The 20022-nt window shown below is 68.2% G+C and carries 1 protein-coding gene (running past one end of the window); it reads right to left on the reverse strand.

Annotation, left to right across the window (positions count from 1 at the left end; translation table 11 throughout):
* Nucleotides 1-20022, reverse strand: the 3' portion of a protein-coding gene (locus HUA76_RS19305; RefSeq protein WP_174461729.1) for a non-ribosomal peptide synthase/polyketide synthase. 16773 nt of this gene lie beyond the right edge of the window; 20022 of the gene's 36795 nt are visible here — the last part of the coding sequence; the start codon falls outside the window, past its right edge — the gene reads right to left on this strand; it ends in the stop codon at nucleotides 1-3.

Raw genomic sequence — 20022 nt, forward strand, 5'->3', positions numbered from 1 at the left:
TCAAGCTGCGTCTCGCTTCAGCGCGGCGAGCAGGCGAGCGAACAGCTCGGCCAGCGTGGTGACGTGGGGCGCGCGCAGCATCGTGTAGTGGTCTCCCGGTGACTCATGCACCGTCGGCGCGGTGGCCAGCCACGGGCCCCAGCCCAGGTCCGCCGTCACGGTGAGCCCGGGGAGCGGCGTCGCGGCCTTGATGAGCACGGTGGTCCCCTCATACGGCGCGCCCGTGGGCACATAGCCACGCTGGGCTTCGCTCAATCGTTGGTAGAGCGCGAAGAGACGCTCCGCCGCGTCGACGTCCAGGTCGATGGTGTGCGTGGAGGCGCGGCGGGTCAGCTCCAGCAGATAGGCGAGCCGCTCCCGGCCTTCGAGGCGGGCCAGTCGCTCCGGGTCCACCGGGAGGTCTCGCCACGGCAGGCCGAGCACCTGTCCGAAGGCCGCGAGCTGCGACAGTGCATCCGGTGTCGGACGCGGCTCCGGCTTGGGAGCATGGCTGTCGATCATCGCCAGCAGCTCCACCTGCTCGCCTGATGCCTGGAGCCGACGCGCCATCTCATAGGCGACGAGCCCGCCGAAGGACCAGCCCGCGAGCAGGTAGGGGCCATGGGGTTGTACGGCGCGAAGCTGCGAGAGGTAGTCCCGCGCGAGAATCGCGACGGACGCGGGAGGAAGCTCGCCTCCATCGATGCCGCTCGCGGAGAGGCCGTGAATGGGCCGGCTTGGAGCGAGTTGACGAACGAGCTCCGTGTAGCCCAGCGCGCTGCCGCCGCCTCCGTGGACCAGGAACAACGGGCGCTCGGTGGAGGTGCCCGAGTCGAGGCGCACGAGGTTCGGCGTGGCGCGCGTGCCGTCCTGCTGCTGCTCCAGGAATGGCGCCAGACGCTCGATGCTGGAGCCCTGGAAGAGCGCGGTGACGGGGAGCGAGACTCCTGTGCGCTCGCGAATCCGCGCCATCAGCTTGATGGCGAGGAGTGAGTGGCCGCCGAGTTCGAAGAAGTCGTCCTCGATACCGACCTGTGGGACGCGAAGGACCTGCGCCCAGATGGAGGCGAGCAGCTCCTCGGTGAGCGTGCGCGGCGCGACGTAGGTGGAGGAGGGAGCAGAGAGCACGGCCTCGGGAGGAGGCAGTGCCTTGCGGTCAATCTTCGCGTTGGAGGTGAGAGGGAGCGCGTCGAGGCGGAGCAGGGACGACGGCACCATGTACTCAGGAAGCCGAGACTTGAGGAAGGCTCGGAGGGAGACGGCGTCCAGGTCGTCGCCGACGAAGTAGCCGACGAGCCGCTTGTCGCCGGGGACGTCCTCGCGAGCGATGGCGATGGCCTCGCGGATGGATGGATGCGTGAGCATCGCGGCTTCGACTTCGGGCAACTCGATGCGGAAGCCGCGCACCTTCACCTGCGCGTCGGCGCGACCGATGAAGGCGAGCGTCCCGTCGTGGCTCCAGCGGACGAGGTCGCCGGAGCGATAGAGGCGCGCCCCAGGGACGGAGGAGAACGGGTCCGGGATGAAGCGCTCCGCGGTGAGTGAAGGCTGGCCGACGTAGCCGCGAGCCAGGCCGTCACCACCGATGAAGAGCTCACCGGTGATGCCGATGGGGACGGGCTGAAGCGAGGAGTCGAGGACGAGCAGGCGGGTGCCGTTGGTGGGCTTGCCGATGGGCACCGTTGCCCCAACGTCCTCGGGCCGAGCGACCAGGAAGGTCGTGGCGAAGACGGTGGATTCGGTCGGGCCGTAGCAGTTGGTGACGGAGATGCCCCAGTCCTGCAACGCGCGTCGGACATGGAGAGGCGAGACGATGTCGCCACCAGTGAGGACGCGCTGGAGTGAAGGAGGCGCGGGGAGGCGACTCTCGACGAGCTGGGAGAACAGACCACTGGTGGCCCAGAGCGTGGTGACGCCATGGCGGGCGACGGTCTGGAAGAGCTCTTCGAGCGAGGGCGCCTGAGGCGGGAGGACGACGAGGCGCGCGCCGTGGAGCAGTGCGCCCCAGATTTCGAAGGTGGTGGCGTCGAAGGAGATGGGAGCGAGGAGGAGGTGGGTCTGCTCGGGCCCGAGGTGGGTGAAGTCGACGCCGATGAGGGTGTGGATGACGCCGCTGTGGGTGCAGCCAACGCCTTTGGGCTTGCCGGTGGAGCCGGAGGTGAAGTCGATATAGGCGAGCGACTCGGGAAGCGCGGACGACGGCAGGGCTTCGGTGGGGCTGTTGGTCAGCGACACCTCATCCAGGAGGACGCACGTCAGGCCATCGGCGGGCACCTTGTCGAGGACGGCCCGCGTGGAGATGAGGACCTGGGGCTGAGCGTCCTCGAGCATGAATGCAATGCGCTCGCGCGGATATTGGGTGTCGAGGGGGACGTAGGCGGCGCCAGCCTTGAGGATGGCGACGAGGGCGATGATGAGTTCGGCGGAGCGCTCGATGGCGATGGCGACGCGGGAGTCGGTGCGGACGCCGAGGGAGCGCAGGTGCCAGGCGAGCTGGTTGGAGCGCTCGTCGAGCTGACGGTAGGTGAGGGAGGTGTCACCGAAAAGGAGCGCGACGGAGTCGGGCGCACGTGCGACGACGTCGGCGAAGACGGCGGGCAGGGTGGACTCGGGCGAGACGTGCGCGGGAGCGGTGGCCCAATCCACGAGGAGGTTGTGCCGCTCCTCGATGGTCAGCATTCCGTGAGCGCGGACCGGGACGTCGGGGCGCGCCACGAGAGCTTCGACGAGCAACTCGAAGTGTCGAGCCATCCGCTCGATGGTGGAGCGCTCGAAGAGGTCGGAGTTGTAGCCCAGACCACCGAAGACTCCTTCAGACGTCTCCGTCAGGTTCAACTGAAGCTCGAACTTGGCGGTGACCGCCACGCTGCCCAGGTCCACCGGACTGAGCGTCAGCTCCGACTTCTGGACGGCGGACTCGGGCGTGTTCTGGAGGACGAAGAGCGCCTGGAACAGCGGGCTGCGGCTCATGTCACGCGCGGGCTGAAGCTCCTCGACGAGTCGCTCGAACGGAATGTCCTGATGGGCATAGGCACCCAGCGCGGACTCCTTCACCTGCCTCAACAACTGGAGGAAGGACGCCCGTGAGTCGACGCGCGCGCGCAGCACCAGCGTGTTGATGAAGAATCCGATGAGCCCTTCGACTTCCGAGCGGTGGCGGCCGGCGATGGGCGAGCCGACGGCGATGTCATCCTGTCCCGAGTAGCGGGAGAGCAGGAGCTGCCACGCCGCGAGCAGAAGCATGAACGGCGTTGCGCCTTCACTCTGGCCAAGGGCCTTGAGCTGCTCCGAGACGGTCTTCGAGAGGAAGACCGGAAGCGTGGACCCTCGGAACGTCTGGAGCGGAGGTCGCGCCTTGTCGATGGGCAGCTCCAAGGAGGGAGTCCCGGTGAGCTGATTGCGCCAGTAGGAGAGCTGCTGGTCCAGCACGGCACCCTGGAGCCAGTCACGCTGCCAGACGGCGTAGTCGGCGTACTGGATGGAGAGCGGCGCGAGGGGCGACGGCCTGCCATGGGCGAAGGCGTCGTAGAGCGCGGCGACCTCCTGGGTGAGCACGCCCATGGACCAACCATCGGAGACGATGTGGTGCATGTTGAGCGCGAGCACATGCTCCGTGTCGCGCAACTCGAGGACCTGCGCGCGGATGAGCGGGCCCGTGGAGAGGTCGAAGGGCCGCTGGTACTCCTCTTTCAGTCTGCGCTGGACCTCGCTGTGAGACGTCTCCGCGTCGAGGCCTCGGAGGTCCACGCGCACCATCGGGAGTTCGCCCACGGGAGAGATGCGCTGGAAGGGTTGCCCATCCAGCTCGAAGAACGTGGTGCGGAGCGCTTCGTGACGGTGGACGAGTTCATCGAAGCTGAGCTGGAGCGCGTGGATGTCGAGGTGCCCGTCCAGCCGGACGAAGGAGGGCATGTTGTAGATGGAGCTGCCGGGCTGGAGCTGGTCGATGAACCAGAGCCGCTGCTGAGCGAAAGAAAGAGGCAGCGGGCCGGAGCGAGGCACCGGGAGGATGGGGGGCGGTTGAGCGCTGAGGCTCTCCTGCGAGGCCGCGAGGATGCGAGTGGTGAGGGAGGCGACAGTGGGTGCCTCGAAGAGGGCACGAAGGGGGAGCTCGACGCCGAAGGAGGAGCGGACGCGAGAGATGACCTGGGTGGCGAGGAGGGAGTGGCCACCGAGCGCGAAGAAGTTGTCGGTGACGCCGACGCGCTCCAGGCGGAGGACGGTGGCGAAGAGGGAAGCGAGCTTCTCTTCGTCGGGGTTGCGAGGAGCGACGAAGGAGGAGTCGCCCCGCAGGGAGTCGGCGTCAGGAGCGGGAAGCAGCTTGCGAGCAAGCTTTCCGCTGGGAGTCAGGGGTAGCGCCGCCAGGGAGAGGAAGGCGGAGGGCACCATGTACTCAGGCAGCCGCTTGAGGAGGAAGGTGCGCAGGGCCTCGGAGTCGAGGGCGGTGTCGGGAGCGAGGACGACGTAGCCGATGAGGCGCTTGTCGCCGGGGACGTCCTCACGGACGACTGCGGCGGCGTCACGCATTCCTGGCGCGGTGCGAAGGACGGACTCGACTTCGCCCAGCTCGACACGGAAGCCACGGACCTTCACCTGGAAGTCGAGGCGGCCGAGGAACTCCAAGGTGCCGTCAGCCCGCCAGCGAGCAGCGTCGCCTGTGCGGTAGAGGCGCGAGCCCTCCACACCGGAGAAGGGATTCGGGACGAAGGCCTGAGCGGTGATGTCGGGGCGGGCGAGGTAGCCGTGAGCGAGGTGCGTGCCGCCGACGTACACCTCACCCGAGACGCCAATGGGGACGGGCTGGCCGAGGGAGTCGAGGACGTAGAGCTGAGTATGTCCGACGGGGGAGCCGATGGAGGGCAGGCGAGGCCAGGAGGAGGGGGCGCCCTGGAGGCGGAAGGCAGAGACGACGTGGGCCTCGGAGGGGCCGTACTGGTTTTCGAGGACGCTGCCCGGGAGCTTCTCGAAGAAGGAAGCGAGGGTGGAGTTGACCTGGAGTTGCTCGCCGGCGGTGACGACTTCGCGAAGGGCGGAAGGAAGCGTGGCGCCGTGAGAGACGGAGTCCGCCATGGCCTGGAGAGCGACGAAGGGAAGGAACAGACGCTCCACCTGCTGGCGGTGCATGAAGTCGAGCAGGGCGGGGATGTCCTGGCGGAGTCCCCCGGTGGGCAGGACGACGTGGGCGCCGACCCACCAGGAGGCGAAGAACTCTTGAACCGAGACGTCGAAGTTGAGGGACGCGAACTGGAGCGTCACCGCGCGAGGGTTGGGGGACTGACGAATCTGCCAGTCGAGGAGGAAGCTGAGGGCACGGTGGGGCATGACAATGCCCTTGGGGACGCCCGTGGAGCCGGAAGTGTAGATGACGTAGGCGATGTCCTCGGTGGAGACGAGGACGCCCGTGGCCTGCGAGGACTGGCGGGAGATGGCGTCGGCTTCGGAGTCGACGAGGACGAAGCGCGCACCGGAGCTCGCGGGGAGGACGGAGGCGAGCAGGGAGTGGGTGAGGACAACGGGGGCGCGAGTGTCCGCGAGCATGAAGGCGAGGCGCTCGGGGGGGTAGTTGGGGTCGAGAGCGACGTAGAAGGCGCCGGCCTTGAGGGTGGCGAGGACGGCGACGGCCATGTCGAGGGACTTGTCGAGGCAGATGCCGACGGCGCCGCCAGGAGTCACGCCGCGAGCAGCGAGGTGGCGGGCGAGCTGATTGGCGCGTGCATCGAGGGCGGCGTAGGTGAGCGAGTGCGTGCCATCGGAGATGGCGATGGCGTCGGGCGTGCGGAGTGCCTGGGCCTCGAAGGGGCCGTGCATCGTCGTGACGGCGTGAGACTCGCGTGACGTGTCATTCCAGGAGACGAGGAACTGGTGACGCTCCTGCTCGTCGAGCAGGGGCAGTCGCCACAACGTCTGGCTCGGGTCGCTGATGGCGGATTGCAGCAGCCGCGACAGGTGCGAGCCCATTCGCCGAGCCGTGTCCGGATCGAACAGGTCGGTGTTGAACTCGAGCAGGCCGCTGATGTCATCGCCATGGTCCGCGAGCAACAGGGACAGGTCGAACTTGGCGCTGCCGTAGGTGACTTCCACGGGACCCGGAGCGTGTGCCGGCTCCTCATTGCGCGCCTCGGTGCGACGCTGCCGCGGCGTGTTCTGCAGGGCGAGCATCACCTGGAAGAGCGGAGACCGGCTCAGGTCCCGCTCGGGCTTCAGCTCGTCGACGAGCTTCTCGAAGGGCACGTCCTGGTGCGCATAGGCACCGAGCGTCGTCTCCTTGAGCTGAGCCAGCAGCTCACGGAACGTCATCGCCCCCGTCAGCCGTGCGCGCAGCGCGAGCGTGTTGGCGAAGAAGCCGACGATGCCTTCCAGCTCCGTTTGCTGCCGGTTCGCGATGGGCGAGCCGACGACGAAGTCGTCCTGCCCCGAGTACCGCGCCAGCAACGTGTGGAACGCGGCGAGCAGAACCATGAAAGGTGTGACGCCTTCGCGCTTGCACAGTGCACGCAGCGCCTCTGTCACCTCGGTGCTCAGGTGCACCGGGAGCGACGCGCCGACGTGGGTCTGCACGGGCGGGCGCGGCCGGTCGGTCGGCAGTTCGAGCGCATGAGGTGCGCCTGCGAGCTGCTGCCGCCACCAGGAGAGCTGTTGCTCCAGTGCCTCGTCGCGCAGCCAGCCGCGCTGCCACAGCGCGTAGTCCGCGTACTGGAACTCCAACGGCGCGAGCGGGGACGGACGCCCCTGGGAGAACGCCTCGTAGAGCGCGCTCACTTCGCGCAACAAGATGCCGTTGGACCAACCATCCGAGACGATGTGGTGCACCGTGACGAGGAGCACATGGCTTTGCTCGGTCACTCGCAGCAGGGATGCTCGCAGCAGGGGTGAGTGCGTCAGATCGAAGGGCTTCTTGGCCTCGGCGGAGGTCAGTCGCACGAACTCCGTGTCCAGGGCCGTGCCTGTCAGGTGTCGGAGGTCGGTGACGGGAACCGACAGCTCGGCGCGTGGATGGATGACCTGAACCGCAGTGCCGTCCTCCTGCACGTGGAAGGAGGTACGCAACGCTTCATGGCGCTGCACGAGTTCCTGAATCGCGCGCTCCAACGCGGAGGTATCCAGGTCGCCATCGAGCTGCTTGCTCGAGTGGATGTTGTAGGAGGCGTTGTTGGGCTCCAGCCTGTCGAGGAACCACAGGCGCTGCTGCGCGAAGGACAGCGGCAGAGGCCCGGTGCGAGGCACCGCCACGAGCGGAGGCCGCGTGTTGACCGGAGTCTCTCCACGGGCCGCTTCGACCCGCAGCGCAAGCTCACCCACGGTCGGCGCCTCGATGAGCGCGCGAAGGGGCAGCTCGACGTCGAAGGCCTTGCGGACGCGAGAGACGACCTGGGTGGCGAGGAGGGAGTGGCCGCCAAGGGAGAAGAAGTCGTCGGAGACGCTGACGGAGTCGAGGTGGAGGACCTCTGCCCAGATGGCGGCGAGGCGAGCCTCGGTGGGATTGCGAGGCGCGAGGAAGGAGTCGGTGGGGCTGGAGTCGGGAGCCGGGAGGGCCTTCCTGTCGAGCTTGCCGTGGGTGTTGATGGGCAGGGCGTCCAGGGCGACGAAGGCCGAGGGCACCATGTACTCGGGGAGGCTGAGGAGCAGCTCCGCGCGCAGTGAGGAGGTGTCGACGGAGGCTGGGGTGACGTAGGCGACGAGGCGCTTGAGGCCGGGGACGTCCTCGCGGACGAGGGCGGCGGCGTGGTGGACGGAAGCCAGCGCTTCGAGAGCGGCCTCGACTTCGCCCAACTCGATGCGGAAGCCGCGCAGCTTCACCTGGAAGTCGATGCGGCCGAGATACTCGAGGTGGCCGTGGGCAAGCCAGCGAGCCTTGTCACCGGTGCGGTAGAGGCGAGCACCCGGCACCGAGGAGAAGGGATTGGGGACGAAGCGCTCGGCGGTGAGGTCCGGGCGGAGGTGGTAGCCGCGAGCCAGGCCATCGCCGCCGATGAAGAGCTCTCCAGGGACGCCAATGGGAGCGGGCTGGAGAGAGGCGTCGAGGATGAAGGTGGAGACGTTGGAGAGCGGCCCACCGAGTGCGGGACGCGCAGAGGAGCGGATGGAGAGCGCGGTGGTGTCGACGGTGGCCTCAGTGGGCCCGTAGACGTTGAAGGCGCTCAGCGAGGGCGAGGACGAGAGCGCGGCCCAGAGGGAGTCGTCGATGGCCTCACCGCCGATGAGGACACGGAGGTGACGCCCGGACTCCGCGAGGCCCTCGTCGAGGAGGAGGCGGAGGTGAGAAGGGGCGCAGTCGAGGACGTCGAGCTGGTGCTTCTGAATCCAGGAGAGGAGCAGGGGGACGTCTTCACGAGCAGCCTGAGGGACGAAGCAGAGGCAGTGGCCCTCGGCGAGGAAGACGAGCTGCTTGACGGAGGCGTCGAAGGAGAGAGGAGCGTTGAGGGAGATGCGGAGGGGGCGCTGGACGTCGGAGTAGACGGCAGAGGAGAGGGCGGAGAGGAGATTCACCACGGAGGAGTGGTGGACCATGACGCCCTTGGGCCTGCCGGTGGAGCCTGAGGTGTAGATGACGTAGGCGAGGTGAGAAGGAAGGGTGACGCGAGGAGGATTGGAGTCGGGGAGCGCGGCGAGAGAAGCGCGCAGTGCGTCGTCATCGAGGCAGAGGGCCGAGCAGGAGGCCGAGTCGAGACGAGGCAGGAGGTGGGACTGGGTGAGGACGAAGGGAGCGCCGGAGTCCTGGAGCATGAAAGCCAGGCGCTCGCGAGGGTAGGCGGAGTCGAGAGGGACGTAGGCGGCGCCGGCCTTGAGGATGGCGAGGAGGGCGACGAGGGAGTCGACGGAGCGCTCCAGGCAGAGGGCGACGCGGACTTCGGGCCCGACACCACGGGCGCGCAGCAGGTGAGCGAGCTGGTTCGAGCGCTGGTTGAGCTGAGAGAAGGAGAGAGAGGAGGAGTCGTCGAGGACGGCGAGGGCGTCGGGCGTGAGAGCGGCCTGGGCCTCGAAGCGCTCGTGGAAGGCGCCAGTCCAGGGCAGCTCGCGGCGGGTGTTGTTCCACTCGACGAGCACCTGACGGCGCTCCTCGGCCGGCAACATCGGCAGCTCACCCACAAGGGTATCGGGAGTGGTGATGGCGGCTTCCAGCAGGGTGTTCAGGTGTTCCACCCAGCGCGTGATGGTGGCCTCCTCGAAGAGGTCCACCCGGTAGCTGAGCCCACCGGCCAGGCCTTCCGGCGTCTGTGACAGGGTCAGCGTCAGGTCGAACTTCGTGACCTGAAGCTCCTGCGCGAATGACTCCAGGTGCAGCGGAGAGCTGTCCGTGGAGGTGCTCTCCACGGTGCGGTTCGCCACCGGGAGGTTCTGGAGCGACAGCATCACCTGGAAGAGCGGCGTGTGGCTCAAGCTGCGCTGAGGCTTCAGCTCTTCGACGAGCTTCTCGAAGGGAACATCCTGGTGCTCATAGGCGGCCAGCGTGGTGGCGCGGACCTGGGCCAGCAACTCCCGGAAGCGCAGCCCGGGGCGGACCTGCGTGCGAAGCACGAGGGTGTTCACGAAGAAGCCGATGAGGCCCTCGGTCTCCGTCCGGGTGCGCCCCGCGATGGGCGACCCGACGGCGATGTCGTCCTGTCCGGAGTAGCGAGCGAGCAACACCTGCCAGGCGGCGAGCAGCGCCATGAACGGCGTGGCCCCTTCCTGGCGGCAGAGCGTCATCAGGCGCTCCGTGAGCTCCTTCGACAGCCGCACGGGGCGCGAAGCCCCACGAGGATTGCGCACGGGAGGACGGGGCTTGTCCGTCGGCAGCTCCAGCAGCGGAGGAAGCGCTCCGAGCTGACGACGCCAGTACCCGAGCTGCTGCTCCAGCACGTCACCCTTCAGCCAGGAGCGCTGCCAGGCCGCGAAGTCCGCGTACTGGATGGGGAGCGCGGGCAGTCGAGCGTCTCCGCCCGTGGCGAAGGCTTCATAGAGCGCCGCGAGCTCCTGGATGAGCACCCCCATGGACCAACCGTCCGAGACGGCGTGGTGCATGGTGACCAGCAACACATGCTCCTCGGGTGCGAGCCGCACCAGCATCGCCCTGAGGACGGGGCCCCGGGCGAGGTCGAACGGGCGCTGAGCCTCCTCTGCGGCGAGTCGCCGTGCGTGCTCCTCGCGTTCCTCGGCGGGCAGGATGCCCAGCTCCACGATGGGCAGTGAGAACGGCGCGGCCGGATGGATGTGCTGAATCGGCTCGCCATCACGCGCGAGGAACGTGGTGCGGAGCGATTCGTGGCGTTCGAGCAGCGCGGTGAAGGACCGCTCCAGCGCGGCGGTGTGGAGCGGTCCACGCAGCCTCAGCGCGGAGGGAATGTTGTACGCGGAGCTGCCGGGCTCCAGCTGATCCACGAGCCAGAGCCGCTGCTGCGCGAACGACAGCGGCAGCTCTCCGGTGCGCGGCGTGGGAACCAACGGAGGCGCTTGCCGTGAGTGCTCCTGCCGAGCAGCTGCGATGCGCGAGGCCAGCGCCGCCACGGACGGCGCCTCGAAGAGCGCACGCAAGGGCAGCTCGACCTCGAAGGCCCTGCGGATGCGCGACACGACCTGCGTGGCGAGGAGGGAGTGGCCGCCAAGCTCGAAGAAGTCGTCGGAGACGCTGACCTTGTCGAGACGGAGGACGTCCGCCCAGATGGAGGCGAGCACCTCCTCGGTGGGATTGCGAGGCGCGAGGAACGACGCGGAGGACGCGAAGGTGTCGGGAGACGGGAGGGCCTTCCTGTCGATCTTGGCGTTCGTGGTGAGCGGGAACGCGTCCAGATGGAGGAGGAAGGAGGGCAGCATGAACTCGGGCAGTTTGAGCTTGAGGAACGAGCGCAAGGCGGCCGAGTCGATGGGAGCCGAGGACGTGAAATAGGCGGCGAGGCGCTTGTCTCCCGGCGTGTCCTCGCGCAGCAGGGCGAGGGCCCCCGTGACGGACGGATGAGACAGCAGCGCGGCTTCGATTTCGGGAAGCTCGATGCGGAAACCACGCAGCTTCACCTGGGCATCGGAGCGGCCGATGAAGTCGAGCGCGCCGTCATCGCGCCAGCGGACCAGGTCGCCGGAGCGGTAGAGGCGTGCTCCGGGCGTGGTGCTGAAGGGGTTGGGGATGAAGCGCTCGGCGGTGAAGTCGGGGCGGAGGAGGTAGCCGCGTGAGAGACCCTCACCACCGATGAACAGCTCACCCGTGACGCCAGGGGGAACAGGCTGGAGTGTGGCGTCGAGGACGAAGAGCTGCGTGCCGTGGATGGGGCGGCCAATGGGCAGCGACGTCCCGACGTCTTCGGGCCGGGAGACCGTGAACACGGACGCGAAGACGGTGGACTCCGTCGGGCCGTAGGCGTTGGACACAGGCACGCGCCACGCGCCGAGGGCCTTGCGGACGTGGACTGGCGAGACGATGTCGCCGCCGGTGAGGACGTGCTGCAACGAACTCCAGCCCGGAAGCTCGGAGTCCGCGAGCTGGGAGAACAGACCACTGGTGGCCCAGAGGGTGGTGACACCGTGACGGGAGACGGCGAGTTCGATCTCCTCGAGGGACAGCGCATGCGGCGGCGGGACGACGAGCCGCGCGCCGTGAAGCAGAGCGCCCCAGATTTCGAAGGTGGAGGCGTCGAAGGAGATGGGCGCGAGCAGCAGGTGCGTCTGCTGGGGGCCGAACCTCGTGTAGTCGGGACCCACCAGGGTGCGAAGGACCGCGGAGTGCGGCGTGCCGACGCCCTTGGGCCTGCCAGTGGAGCCGGACGTGAAGTCGACGTAGGCGAGCGACAGGGGCAGCGCAGCGAGCGGCAGCGCCCCCGTGGGCTGAGACGAGAGGTCGACGTCGTCGAGGACGAGGGTGGTGAGGCCCTCAGACGGGAGCTTTGACGCGAGGGCTCGCGAGGTGAGGAGGAGCAGCGGCTGTGCGTCCTCCATCATGGAGGCGAGGCGCTCTCGGGGATAGCTGGCGTCGAGAGGGACGTAGGCGCCGCCGGCCTTGAGGATGGCGAGCAGGGCGACGACGAGGTCGAAGGAGCGCTCCAGCGAGAGTGCGACGCGAGAGTCGGTGGAGACGCCCAGGGCGCGCAGGTGCCAGGCGAGCTGGTTGGACCGGGCGTCGAGCTGGCCGTAGGTGAGGACGTCCTCTCCGAAGAGGAGCGCGGTCTTATCGGGAGAGCGCGCGACAACGCGTGCGAAGACCTCTGGGAGGGTGGAGTCGGTATCGGTGACGAGCGGTGATGAAGCCCAGTCGACGAGGACGTTGCGGCGCTCGGCCTCCGTGAGGATGGAGTGCGCGGCGACGGGGACGTCGGGACGGGTGACGACGGCTTCGACGAGCAACTCGAAGTGACGCGCCATGCGCTCGACGGTGGAGCGCTCGAAGAGGTCGGAGTTGTAGCCAATTCCTCCGAAGATGCCGTCCGGTGTTTCGACGAGGCTGAGCTGAAGCTCGAATTTCGACGTGCTTCCGCTGATCTCCACCGGGCTGAGCGTCAGCTCCGTCTTCTGGATGGCGGAGGCCGGAGTGTTCTGGAGGACGAAGAGCACCTGGAACAGCGGGCTGCGACTCATGTCGCGGCTGGGCTGGAGCTCCTCGACGAGCCTCTCGAAGGGGATGTCCTGATGAGCGTAGGCGCCCAGCGAGGCCTCCTTCACCTGCCGCAGCAATCGCGGGAAGGACGCCTGTGAGTCGATGCGGGCGCGCATGACGAGCGTGTTGACGAAGAAGCCGATGAGCCCTTCGAGCTCCGAGCGGTGACGCCCCGCGATGGGTGAGCCGACGGTGATGTCGTCCTGGCCGGAGTAGCGGGACAGCAGGAGTTGCCACGCCGCGAGCAGCGCCATGAAGGGCGTTGCGCCTTCACGCTGGCAGAGAGCCTTGAGCTTCTCCGCGGTTGCGAGCGGGACGCTGACGTACACCTGCCCGCCGGCCGTGGTCTGCACCGTGGGTCGAGGCTTGTCGAGTGGCAGTTCGAGGGCCGTGAGGTCCGCGAGCTGACGGCGCCAGTACGCAATCTGCGCGTCCAGCACGGCACCCTGGAGCCAGCCACGCTGCCAGACGGAGAAGTCCGCGTACTGGATGGAGAGCGGCGCGAGGGGCGACGGCTTGCCGTGGGCGAAGGCGTCGTAGAGCGCGGCGACTTCTTGGGTGAGCACGCCCATGGACCAACCGTCGGAGACGATGTGGTGCATGTTGAGCGCGAGTACGTGCTCGGTGTCGCTCAACTCGAGGACCTGAGCGCGGATGAGCGGGCCCGTGGAGAGGTTGAAGGGCTGCTGGTACTCCTCCTTGAGCCTGCGCTCTACCTCCGCACGGGTGCTCTCCTCGTTACGGCCTCGGAGGTCCACGCGAGTGACGGGCAGCTCGGCATGCGGCGCGATGACCTGCAAGGGCTGGTCGTCGCGCTGGATGAAGGTCGTGCGAAGCGCTTCGTGGCGGCGAACGAGTTCATTGAGGCTGAGCTGGAGCGCGTGGATGTCGAGATGCCCGTCCAAGCGGACGAAGGAGGGCATGTTGTAGATGGAGCTGCCGGGCTGGAGCTGGTCGATGAACCAGAGGCGCTGCTGAGCGAAGGAGAGAGGCAGCGGGCCGGAGCGAGGCACCGGGAGGATGGGGGGAGGTTGCGCGCTGCTGCTCTCCTGTGAGGCCGCGAGGATGCGAGCGGTGAGGGAGGCGACAGTGGGTGCCTCGAAGAGGGCACGGAGGGGCAACTCGACGCCGAAGGAGGAGCGGACGCGAGAGATGACCTGGGTGGCGAGGAGGGAGTGGCCACCGAGCGCGAAGAAGTTGTCGGTGACGCCGACGCGCTCCAGGCGGAGGACGGTGGCGAAGAGGGAAGCGAGCTTCTCTTCGTCGGGGTTGCGAGGAGCGACGAAGGAGGAGTCGCCCCGCAGGGTGTCGGCGTCAGGAGCGGGAAGCAGCTTGCGAGCAAGCTTTCCGCTGGGAGTCAGGGGCAGAGCCGCCAGGGAGAGGAAGGCGGAGGGCACCATGTACTCAGGCAGCCGCTTGAGGAGGAAGGTGCGCAGGGCCTCGGAGTCGAGGGTGGTGTCGGGAGCGAGGACGACGTAGCCGATGAGGCGCTTGTCGCCGGGGACATCCTCGCGGACGACTGCGGCGGCGTCACTCATTCCTGGCGCGGTGCGGAGGACGGACTCGACTTCGCCCAACTCGACGCGGAAGCCACGGACCTTCACCTGGAAGTCGAGGCGGCCGAGGAACTCCAAGGTGCCGTCGGCCTTCCAGCGAGCCGCGTCGCCTGTGCGGTAGAGGCGCGAGCCCTCCACACCGGAGAAGGGATTAGGGACGAAGGCCTGAGCGGTGATGTCGGGGCGGGCGAGGTAGCCGTGAGCGAGGTGGGTGCCGCCGACGTACACCTCACCCGAGACGCCAATGGGGACGGGCTGGCCGAGGGTGTCGAGGACGTAGAGCTGCGTGTGGGCGACGGGCGAGCCGATGGAGGGCAGGCGAGGCCAGGAGGAAGGCGCCCCCTGGAGACGGAAGGCGGAGACGACGTGGGACTCGGAGGGGCCGTACTGGTTTTCGAGGACGCTGCCCGGAAGCTTCTCGAAGAAGGAAGCGAGGGTCGAGTTGACCTGGAGTTGCTCGCCAGCGGTGACGACTTCGCGAAGGGCGGAAGGAAGCGTGGCGCCGTGAGAGACGGAGTCCGCCATGGCCTGGAGGGCGACGAAGGGGAGGAAGAGACGCTCCACCTGCTGGCGGTGCATGAAGTCGAGCAGTGCGGGGATGTCCTGGCGGAGTCCTCCGGTGGGCAGGACGACGTGGGCGCCGACCCACCAGGAAGCGAAGAGCTCTTGAACCGAGACGTCGAAGTTGAGGGAGGCGAACTGGAGGGTGACAGCGCGCGGATTGGGGGACTGACGAATCTGCCAGTCGAGGAGGAAGCTGAGGGCACGGTGGGGCATGACAATGCCCTTGGGGACGCCCGTGGAGCCGGAAGTGTAGATGACGTAGGCGATGTCCTCGGTGGAGACGAGGACGCCCGTGGCCTGCGAGGACTGGCGGGAGATGGCGTCGGCTTCGGAGTCGACGAGGACGAAGCGCGCACCGGAGCTCGCGGGGAGGACGGAGGCGAGCAGGGAGTGGGTGAGGACGACGGGGGCGCGAGTGTCCGCGAGCATGAAGGCGAGGCGCTCGGGGGGGTAGTTGGGGTCGAGAGCGACGTAGAAGGCGCCGGCCTTGAGGGTGGCGAGGACGGCGACGGCCATGTCGAGAGACTTGTCGAGGCAGATGCCGACGGCGCCGCCAGGAGTCACGCCGCGAGAGGCGAGGTGGTGGGCAAGCTGATTGGCGCGTGCATCTAGAGCGGCGTAGGTGAGCGAGCGCGAGCCATCGGAGATGGCGATGGCGTCGGGAGTGCGGAGTGCCTGGGCCTCGAAGGGGCTGTGTATCGTCGTGACGGCGTGAGACTCGCGTGACGTGTCATTCCAGGAGACGAGGGACTGGTGACGCTCCTGCTCATCGAGCAGGGGCAGGCGCCACAGCGACTGGCCTGGGTTGTTCACCGCGGACTTCAGCAGGCGCACCAGGTGCGCGCCCATCCGCTCCGCGGTGCTTCGGTCGAACAGGTCGGTGTTGAACTCGAGCAGGCCGCCGATGTCGTCGCCGAAGTCACCGCAGAGCAGGGACAGGTCGAACTTGGCCGTGCCGCTGTCCACCTGCATCGGCTCGAGCGGACTCTTCTCCTCACCGTCCTGCGGCCCGGCCGAGCGGCCCGTGTTCTGAAGAGCGAACATGACCTGGAAGAGCGGAGACCGGCTCAGGTCGCGCTCGGGCTTCAGCTCGTCGACGAGCTTCTCGAAGGGCACGTCCTGGTGAGTGTACGCGCCGAGCGTCGTCTCCTTCACCTGAGCCAGCAACTCGCGGAACGTCATCTCCCCCGTCAGCCGTGCGCGCAGCGCGAGCGTGTTGACGAAGAAGCCGACGATGCCCTCTATCTCCGAGCGCTGCCGATTCGCGATGGGCGAGCCGACGACGATGTCGTCCTGGCCCGAGTAGCGAGCGAGCAACACCTGGAATGCGGACAGCAGAGCCATGAAGGGCGTGACGCCTTCACGCAGGCACAGCGCGCGCAGCTCGGCGGTGAGCTGCGAGCCCAGCTCGATGGGGAGCGTGCCGCCGTTCGCCGTCTGAACGGGAGGACGCGGCCTGTCGGTGGGCAGCTCCAGTGCGTGGGGAGCCCCGGCGAGCTGACCTCGCCACCAGCTCACCTGCTTGGAGAGGGCTTCGTCGCGCAGCCAGCCTCGCTGCCACGCCGCGTAGTCCGCGTACTGAAGCTCCAGCGGCGCGAGCGGCGAGGGGAGTCCCTGGGCAAACGCGGCGTAGAGCGCTCCGACTTCCCGCGTGAGGATGCCGCTGGACCAGCCATCCGAGACGATGTGGTGGACGGTGACGAGCAGGATGTGGCGCTGCTCGGAGAGGCGAAGCACGGAAGCACGGAGCAGCGGGGCCTGGGAGAGCTCGAACGGCTTCTGCGCTTCGAGTTGAGCCAGTCGCCGCGCTTCTGTCTCACGCGAGGCTTCGGGCACGGCCTCCAGGTCCGTTACCGGGACGGACAGCTCCACACGAGGAAGGATGTGCTGAACGGCCTCTCCATCCTCCTGGACGTGGAACGAGGTGCGCAGCGCTTCATGGCGCTGCACGAGTTCCTGAATCGCCCGCTCCAGCGCGGCGAGGTTCAGTCCCCCATGGAGCTGGATGGCCGAGGGGATGTTGTAGAAAGGGCTGCCCGGCTGGAGCCTGTCGAGGAACCACAGGCGCTGCTGCGCGAAGGACAGCGGCAGCGGCCCGGTACGAGGCACCGCCACGAGCGGAGGCAGCTGGAGCGACAGGTCCCCGTGACCCACGGCATCGACGCGAGCCGCGAGCGCCGCGACGGTCGGCGCTTCGAAGAGAGCGCGAAGGGGAAGCTCGACGTCGAAGGCCTTGCGGACACGAGAGACGACCTGGGTGGCGAGGAGGGAGTGGCCACCGAGGGCGAAGAAGTCGTCGGAGACGCTGACGGAGTCGAGGTGGAGGACCTCTGCCCAGATGGCGGCGAGGCGAGCCTCGGTGGGGTTGCGAGGTGCGAGGAAGGAGTCGGTGGGGCCAGAGTCGGGAGCCGGGAGCGCCTTCCTGTCGAGCTTGCCGTGGGTGTTGATGGGCAGAGCGTCGAGGGCGACGAAGGCCGAGGGCACCATGTACTCGGGGAGGCTGAGCAGCAGCTCCGCGCGCAGTGAGGAGGTGTCGACGGAAGCCGGGGTGACGTAGGCGACGAGGCGCTTGAGGCCGGGGACGTCCTCGCGGACGAGGGCAGCGGCGTGGTGGACGGAAGCCAGCGCTTCGAGAGCGGCCTCGACTTCGCCCAGCTCGATGCGGAAGCCGCGCAGCTTCACCTGGAAGTCGATGCGGCCGAGGTACTCGAGGTGGCCGTGGGCAAGCCAGCGAGCCTTGTCACCGGTGCGGTAGAGGCGAGCGCCCGGCACCGAGGAGAAGGGGTTGGGGACGAAGCGCTCGGCGGTGAGGTCGGGGCGGAGGTGGTAGCCGCGAGCGAGGCCGTCGCCGCCGATGAAGAGCTCACCAGGGACGCCGATGGGGGCGGGCTGGAGAGAGGCGTCGAGGATGAAGGTGGAGACGTTGGAGAGCGGCCCACCGAGTGCGGGACGCGTAGAGGCGCGGATGGAGAGGGCGGTGGTGTCGACGGTGGCCTCAGTGGGCCCGTAGACGTTGAAGGCGCTCAGCGAAGGCGCGGAGGAAAGCGCGGTCCAGAGAGAGTCGTCGATGGCCTCGCCGCCGATGAGGAGACGAAGGGGGCGGCCGGACTCCGCGAGGCCCTCGTCGAGGAGGAGGCGGAGGTGAGAAGGGGCGCAGTCGAGGACGTCGAGCTGGTGCTTCTGAATCCAGGAGAGAAGCAGCGGGACGTCTTCACGAGCAGCCTGAGGGACGAAGCAGAGGCAGTGGCCTTGGGAGAGGAAGACGAGCTGCTGGACGGAGGCGTCGAAGGAGAGGGGAGCGTTGAGGGAGATGCGGAGCGAGCGCTGGACGTCGGAGTAGACGGCAGAGGAGAGGGCGGCGAGGAGATTCACCACGGAGGAGTGGTGGACCATCACGCCCTTGGGCTTGCCGGTGGAGCCTGAGGTGTAGATGACGTAGGCGAGGTGGGAAGGAAGGGAGACGCGAGGAGGATTGGAGGTGGGGAGCGCGGCGAGAGAAGCGCGCAGTGCGGCGTCATCGAGGCAGAGGGCCGAGCAGGAGGCCGAGTCGAGACGAGGCAGGAGGTGGGACTGGGTGAGGACGAAGGGAGCGCCGGAGTCCAGGAGCATGAAAACCAGGCGCTCGCGGGGGTAGGCGGGGTCGAGAGGGACGTAGGCGGCGCCGGCCTTGAGGATGGCGAGGAGGGCGACGAGGGAGTCGACGGAGCGCTCCAGGCAGAGGGCGACACGGACTTCGGGCCCGACACCGCGGGCGCGCAGCAGGTGGGCGAGCTGGTTGGAGCGGTGGTTGAGCTGGAGAAAGGAGAGAGAGGCGGAGTCGTCGAGGACGGCGAGGGCGTTGGGCGTGAGAGCGGCCTGGGCCTCGAAGCGCTCGTGGAAGGCGCCGGACCAGGGCAGCTCGCGGCGGGTGTCGTTCCACTCGACGAGCACCTGACGGCGCTCCTCGGCCGGCAACATTGGCAGCTCACCCACGAGGGTATCGGGGGTGGTGATGGCGGCATCGAGGAGGGTGCCGAAGTGCGCGACCATTCGGGCGATGGTGGACTCATCGAACAAGTCCGTCCGGTAGCCCAGCGCGCCTTCCAGTCCCTCGCCCAGCGTCAGCGTGAGGTCGAACTTCGCGCTCTGCGCTCCCGAGTCGAAAGCCTCCAGGCGCAGCGGTGACGTCTCCACCGTGCTCCCAGGCACTTCCATGCTCGTCGTCGGTGCGTTCTGCAGGGCGAGCATCACCTGGAACAGCGGCGAGTGGCTGAGGGTGCGGTGAGGGTTGAGTTCCTCGACGAGCTTCTCGAAGGGGACGTCCTGATGCTCGTAGGCGCCGAGCGTGGTGCGTTTCACCTGCGCGAGCAGCTCGCGGAAGCGGAGTCCCGGCAGGAGCTGCGTGCGCAGCACGAGGGTGTTCACGAAGAAGCCGATGAGCCCCTCTGTCTCCGCTCGGGTGCGTCCCGCGATGGGGGAGCCGACGGAGAGGTCGTCCTGCCCGGAGTAGCGGGAGAGGAGGAGTTGCCAGACGGCGAGCAGCGCCATGAAAGGCGTCACGCCCTCGCGCTGGCAGAACGCGAGGAGTCGCTCGTTCACGGAGGGAGGCAGGCGCACGGGGAAGGAGGCGCCCCGGTTCGACTGGACTGGCGGACGCGGCCGGTCGGTGGACAGCTCCAGGAAGGGAGGCGCGCCGGAGAGCTGCTGTCTCCAATAGGAGAGCTGCTGCTCCAACGCGTCGTCACGCAGCCATGAGCGTTGCCAGGCGGCGAAGTCCGCGTACTGCACGGGGAGGGCTTCCAGCCGAGGCGACTGCCGGGTGGCGTGCGCGGAATAGAACTCCGCCAGCTCACGGAGCAGGATTCCCGTGGACCAGCCGTCGGAGGCGATGTGATGGACCGTCCCGACGAGGACATGGCGCTGTGCGTCCAGTCGCAGCAGCAGCACGCGGAAGATGGGGCCGTGCTCCAGGTCGAAGGGCCGTGAAGCCTCCTCGCTCACCAGTCGCCGGGCCTCGACGAGCTTCGTATCTTCCGAGAGGGACTCCAGCTCCCTCACCGTGACAAGCATGGGCTTGGGGGCGTGGATGTGCTGACGCGGCTCTCCGTCGCGCGTCACGAACGTGGTGCGCAGGGATTCGTGGCGCTCGACGAGCGACGTGAAGGCGCCCTGGAGCGCGTCCACCTCGAGCGGCCCTTGCAGGAGCAGGGCGAGGGGAATGTTGTAGGTGGAGCTTCCGGGCTCGAGCTGGTCGATGAGCCACAGGCGCTGCTGCGCGAAGGACAACGGGAGGTCGCCCGTGCGCGGCACGGGAACGATGGCGGGCGCGCGGGCGCGCGGGGACGCTCCTCCATCCTCGCCAAGGCGGGTGGCGAGCGCGGCGAT

The sequence above is a fragment of the Myxococcus sp. CA056 genome (assembly GCF_013336715.1).
Taxonomy (GTDB): domain Bacteria; phylum Myxococcota; class Myxococcia; order Myxococcales; family Myxococcaceae; genus Myxococcus; species Myxococcus llanfairpwllgwyngyllgogerychwyrndrobwllllantysiliogogogochensis.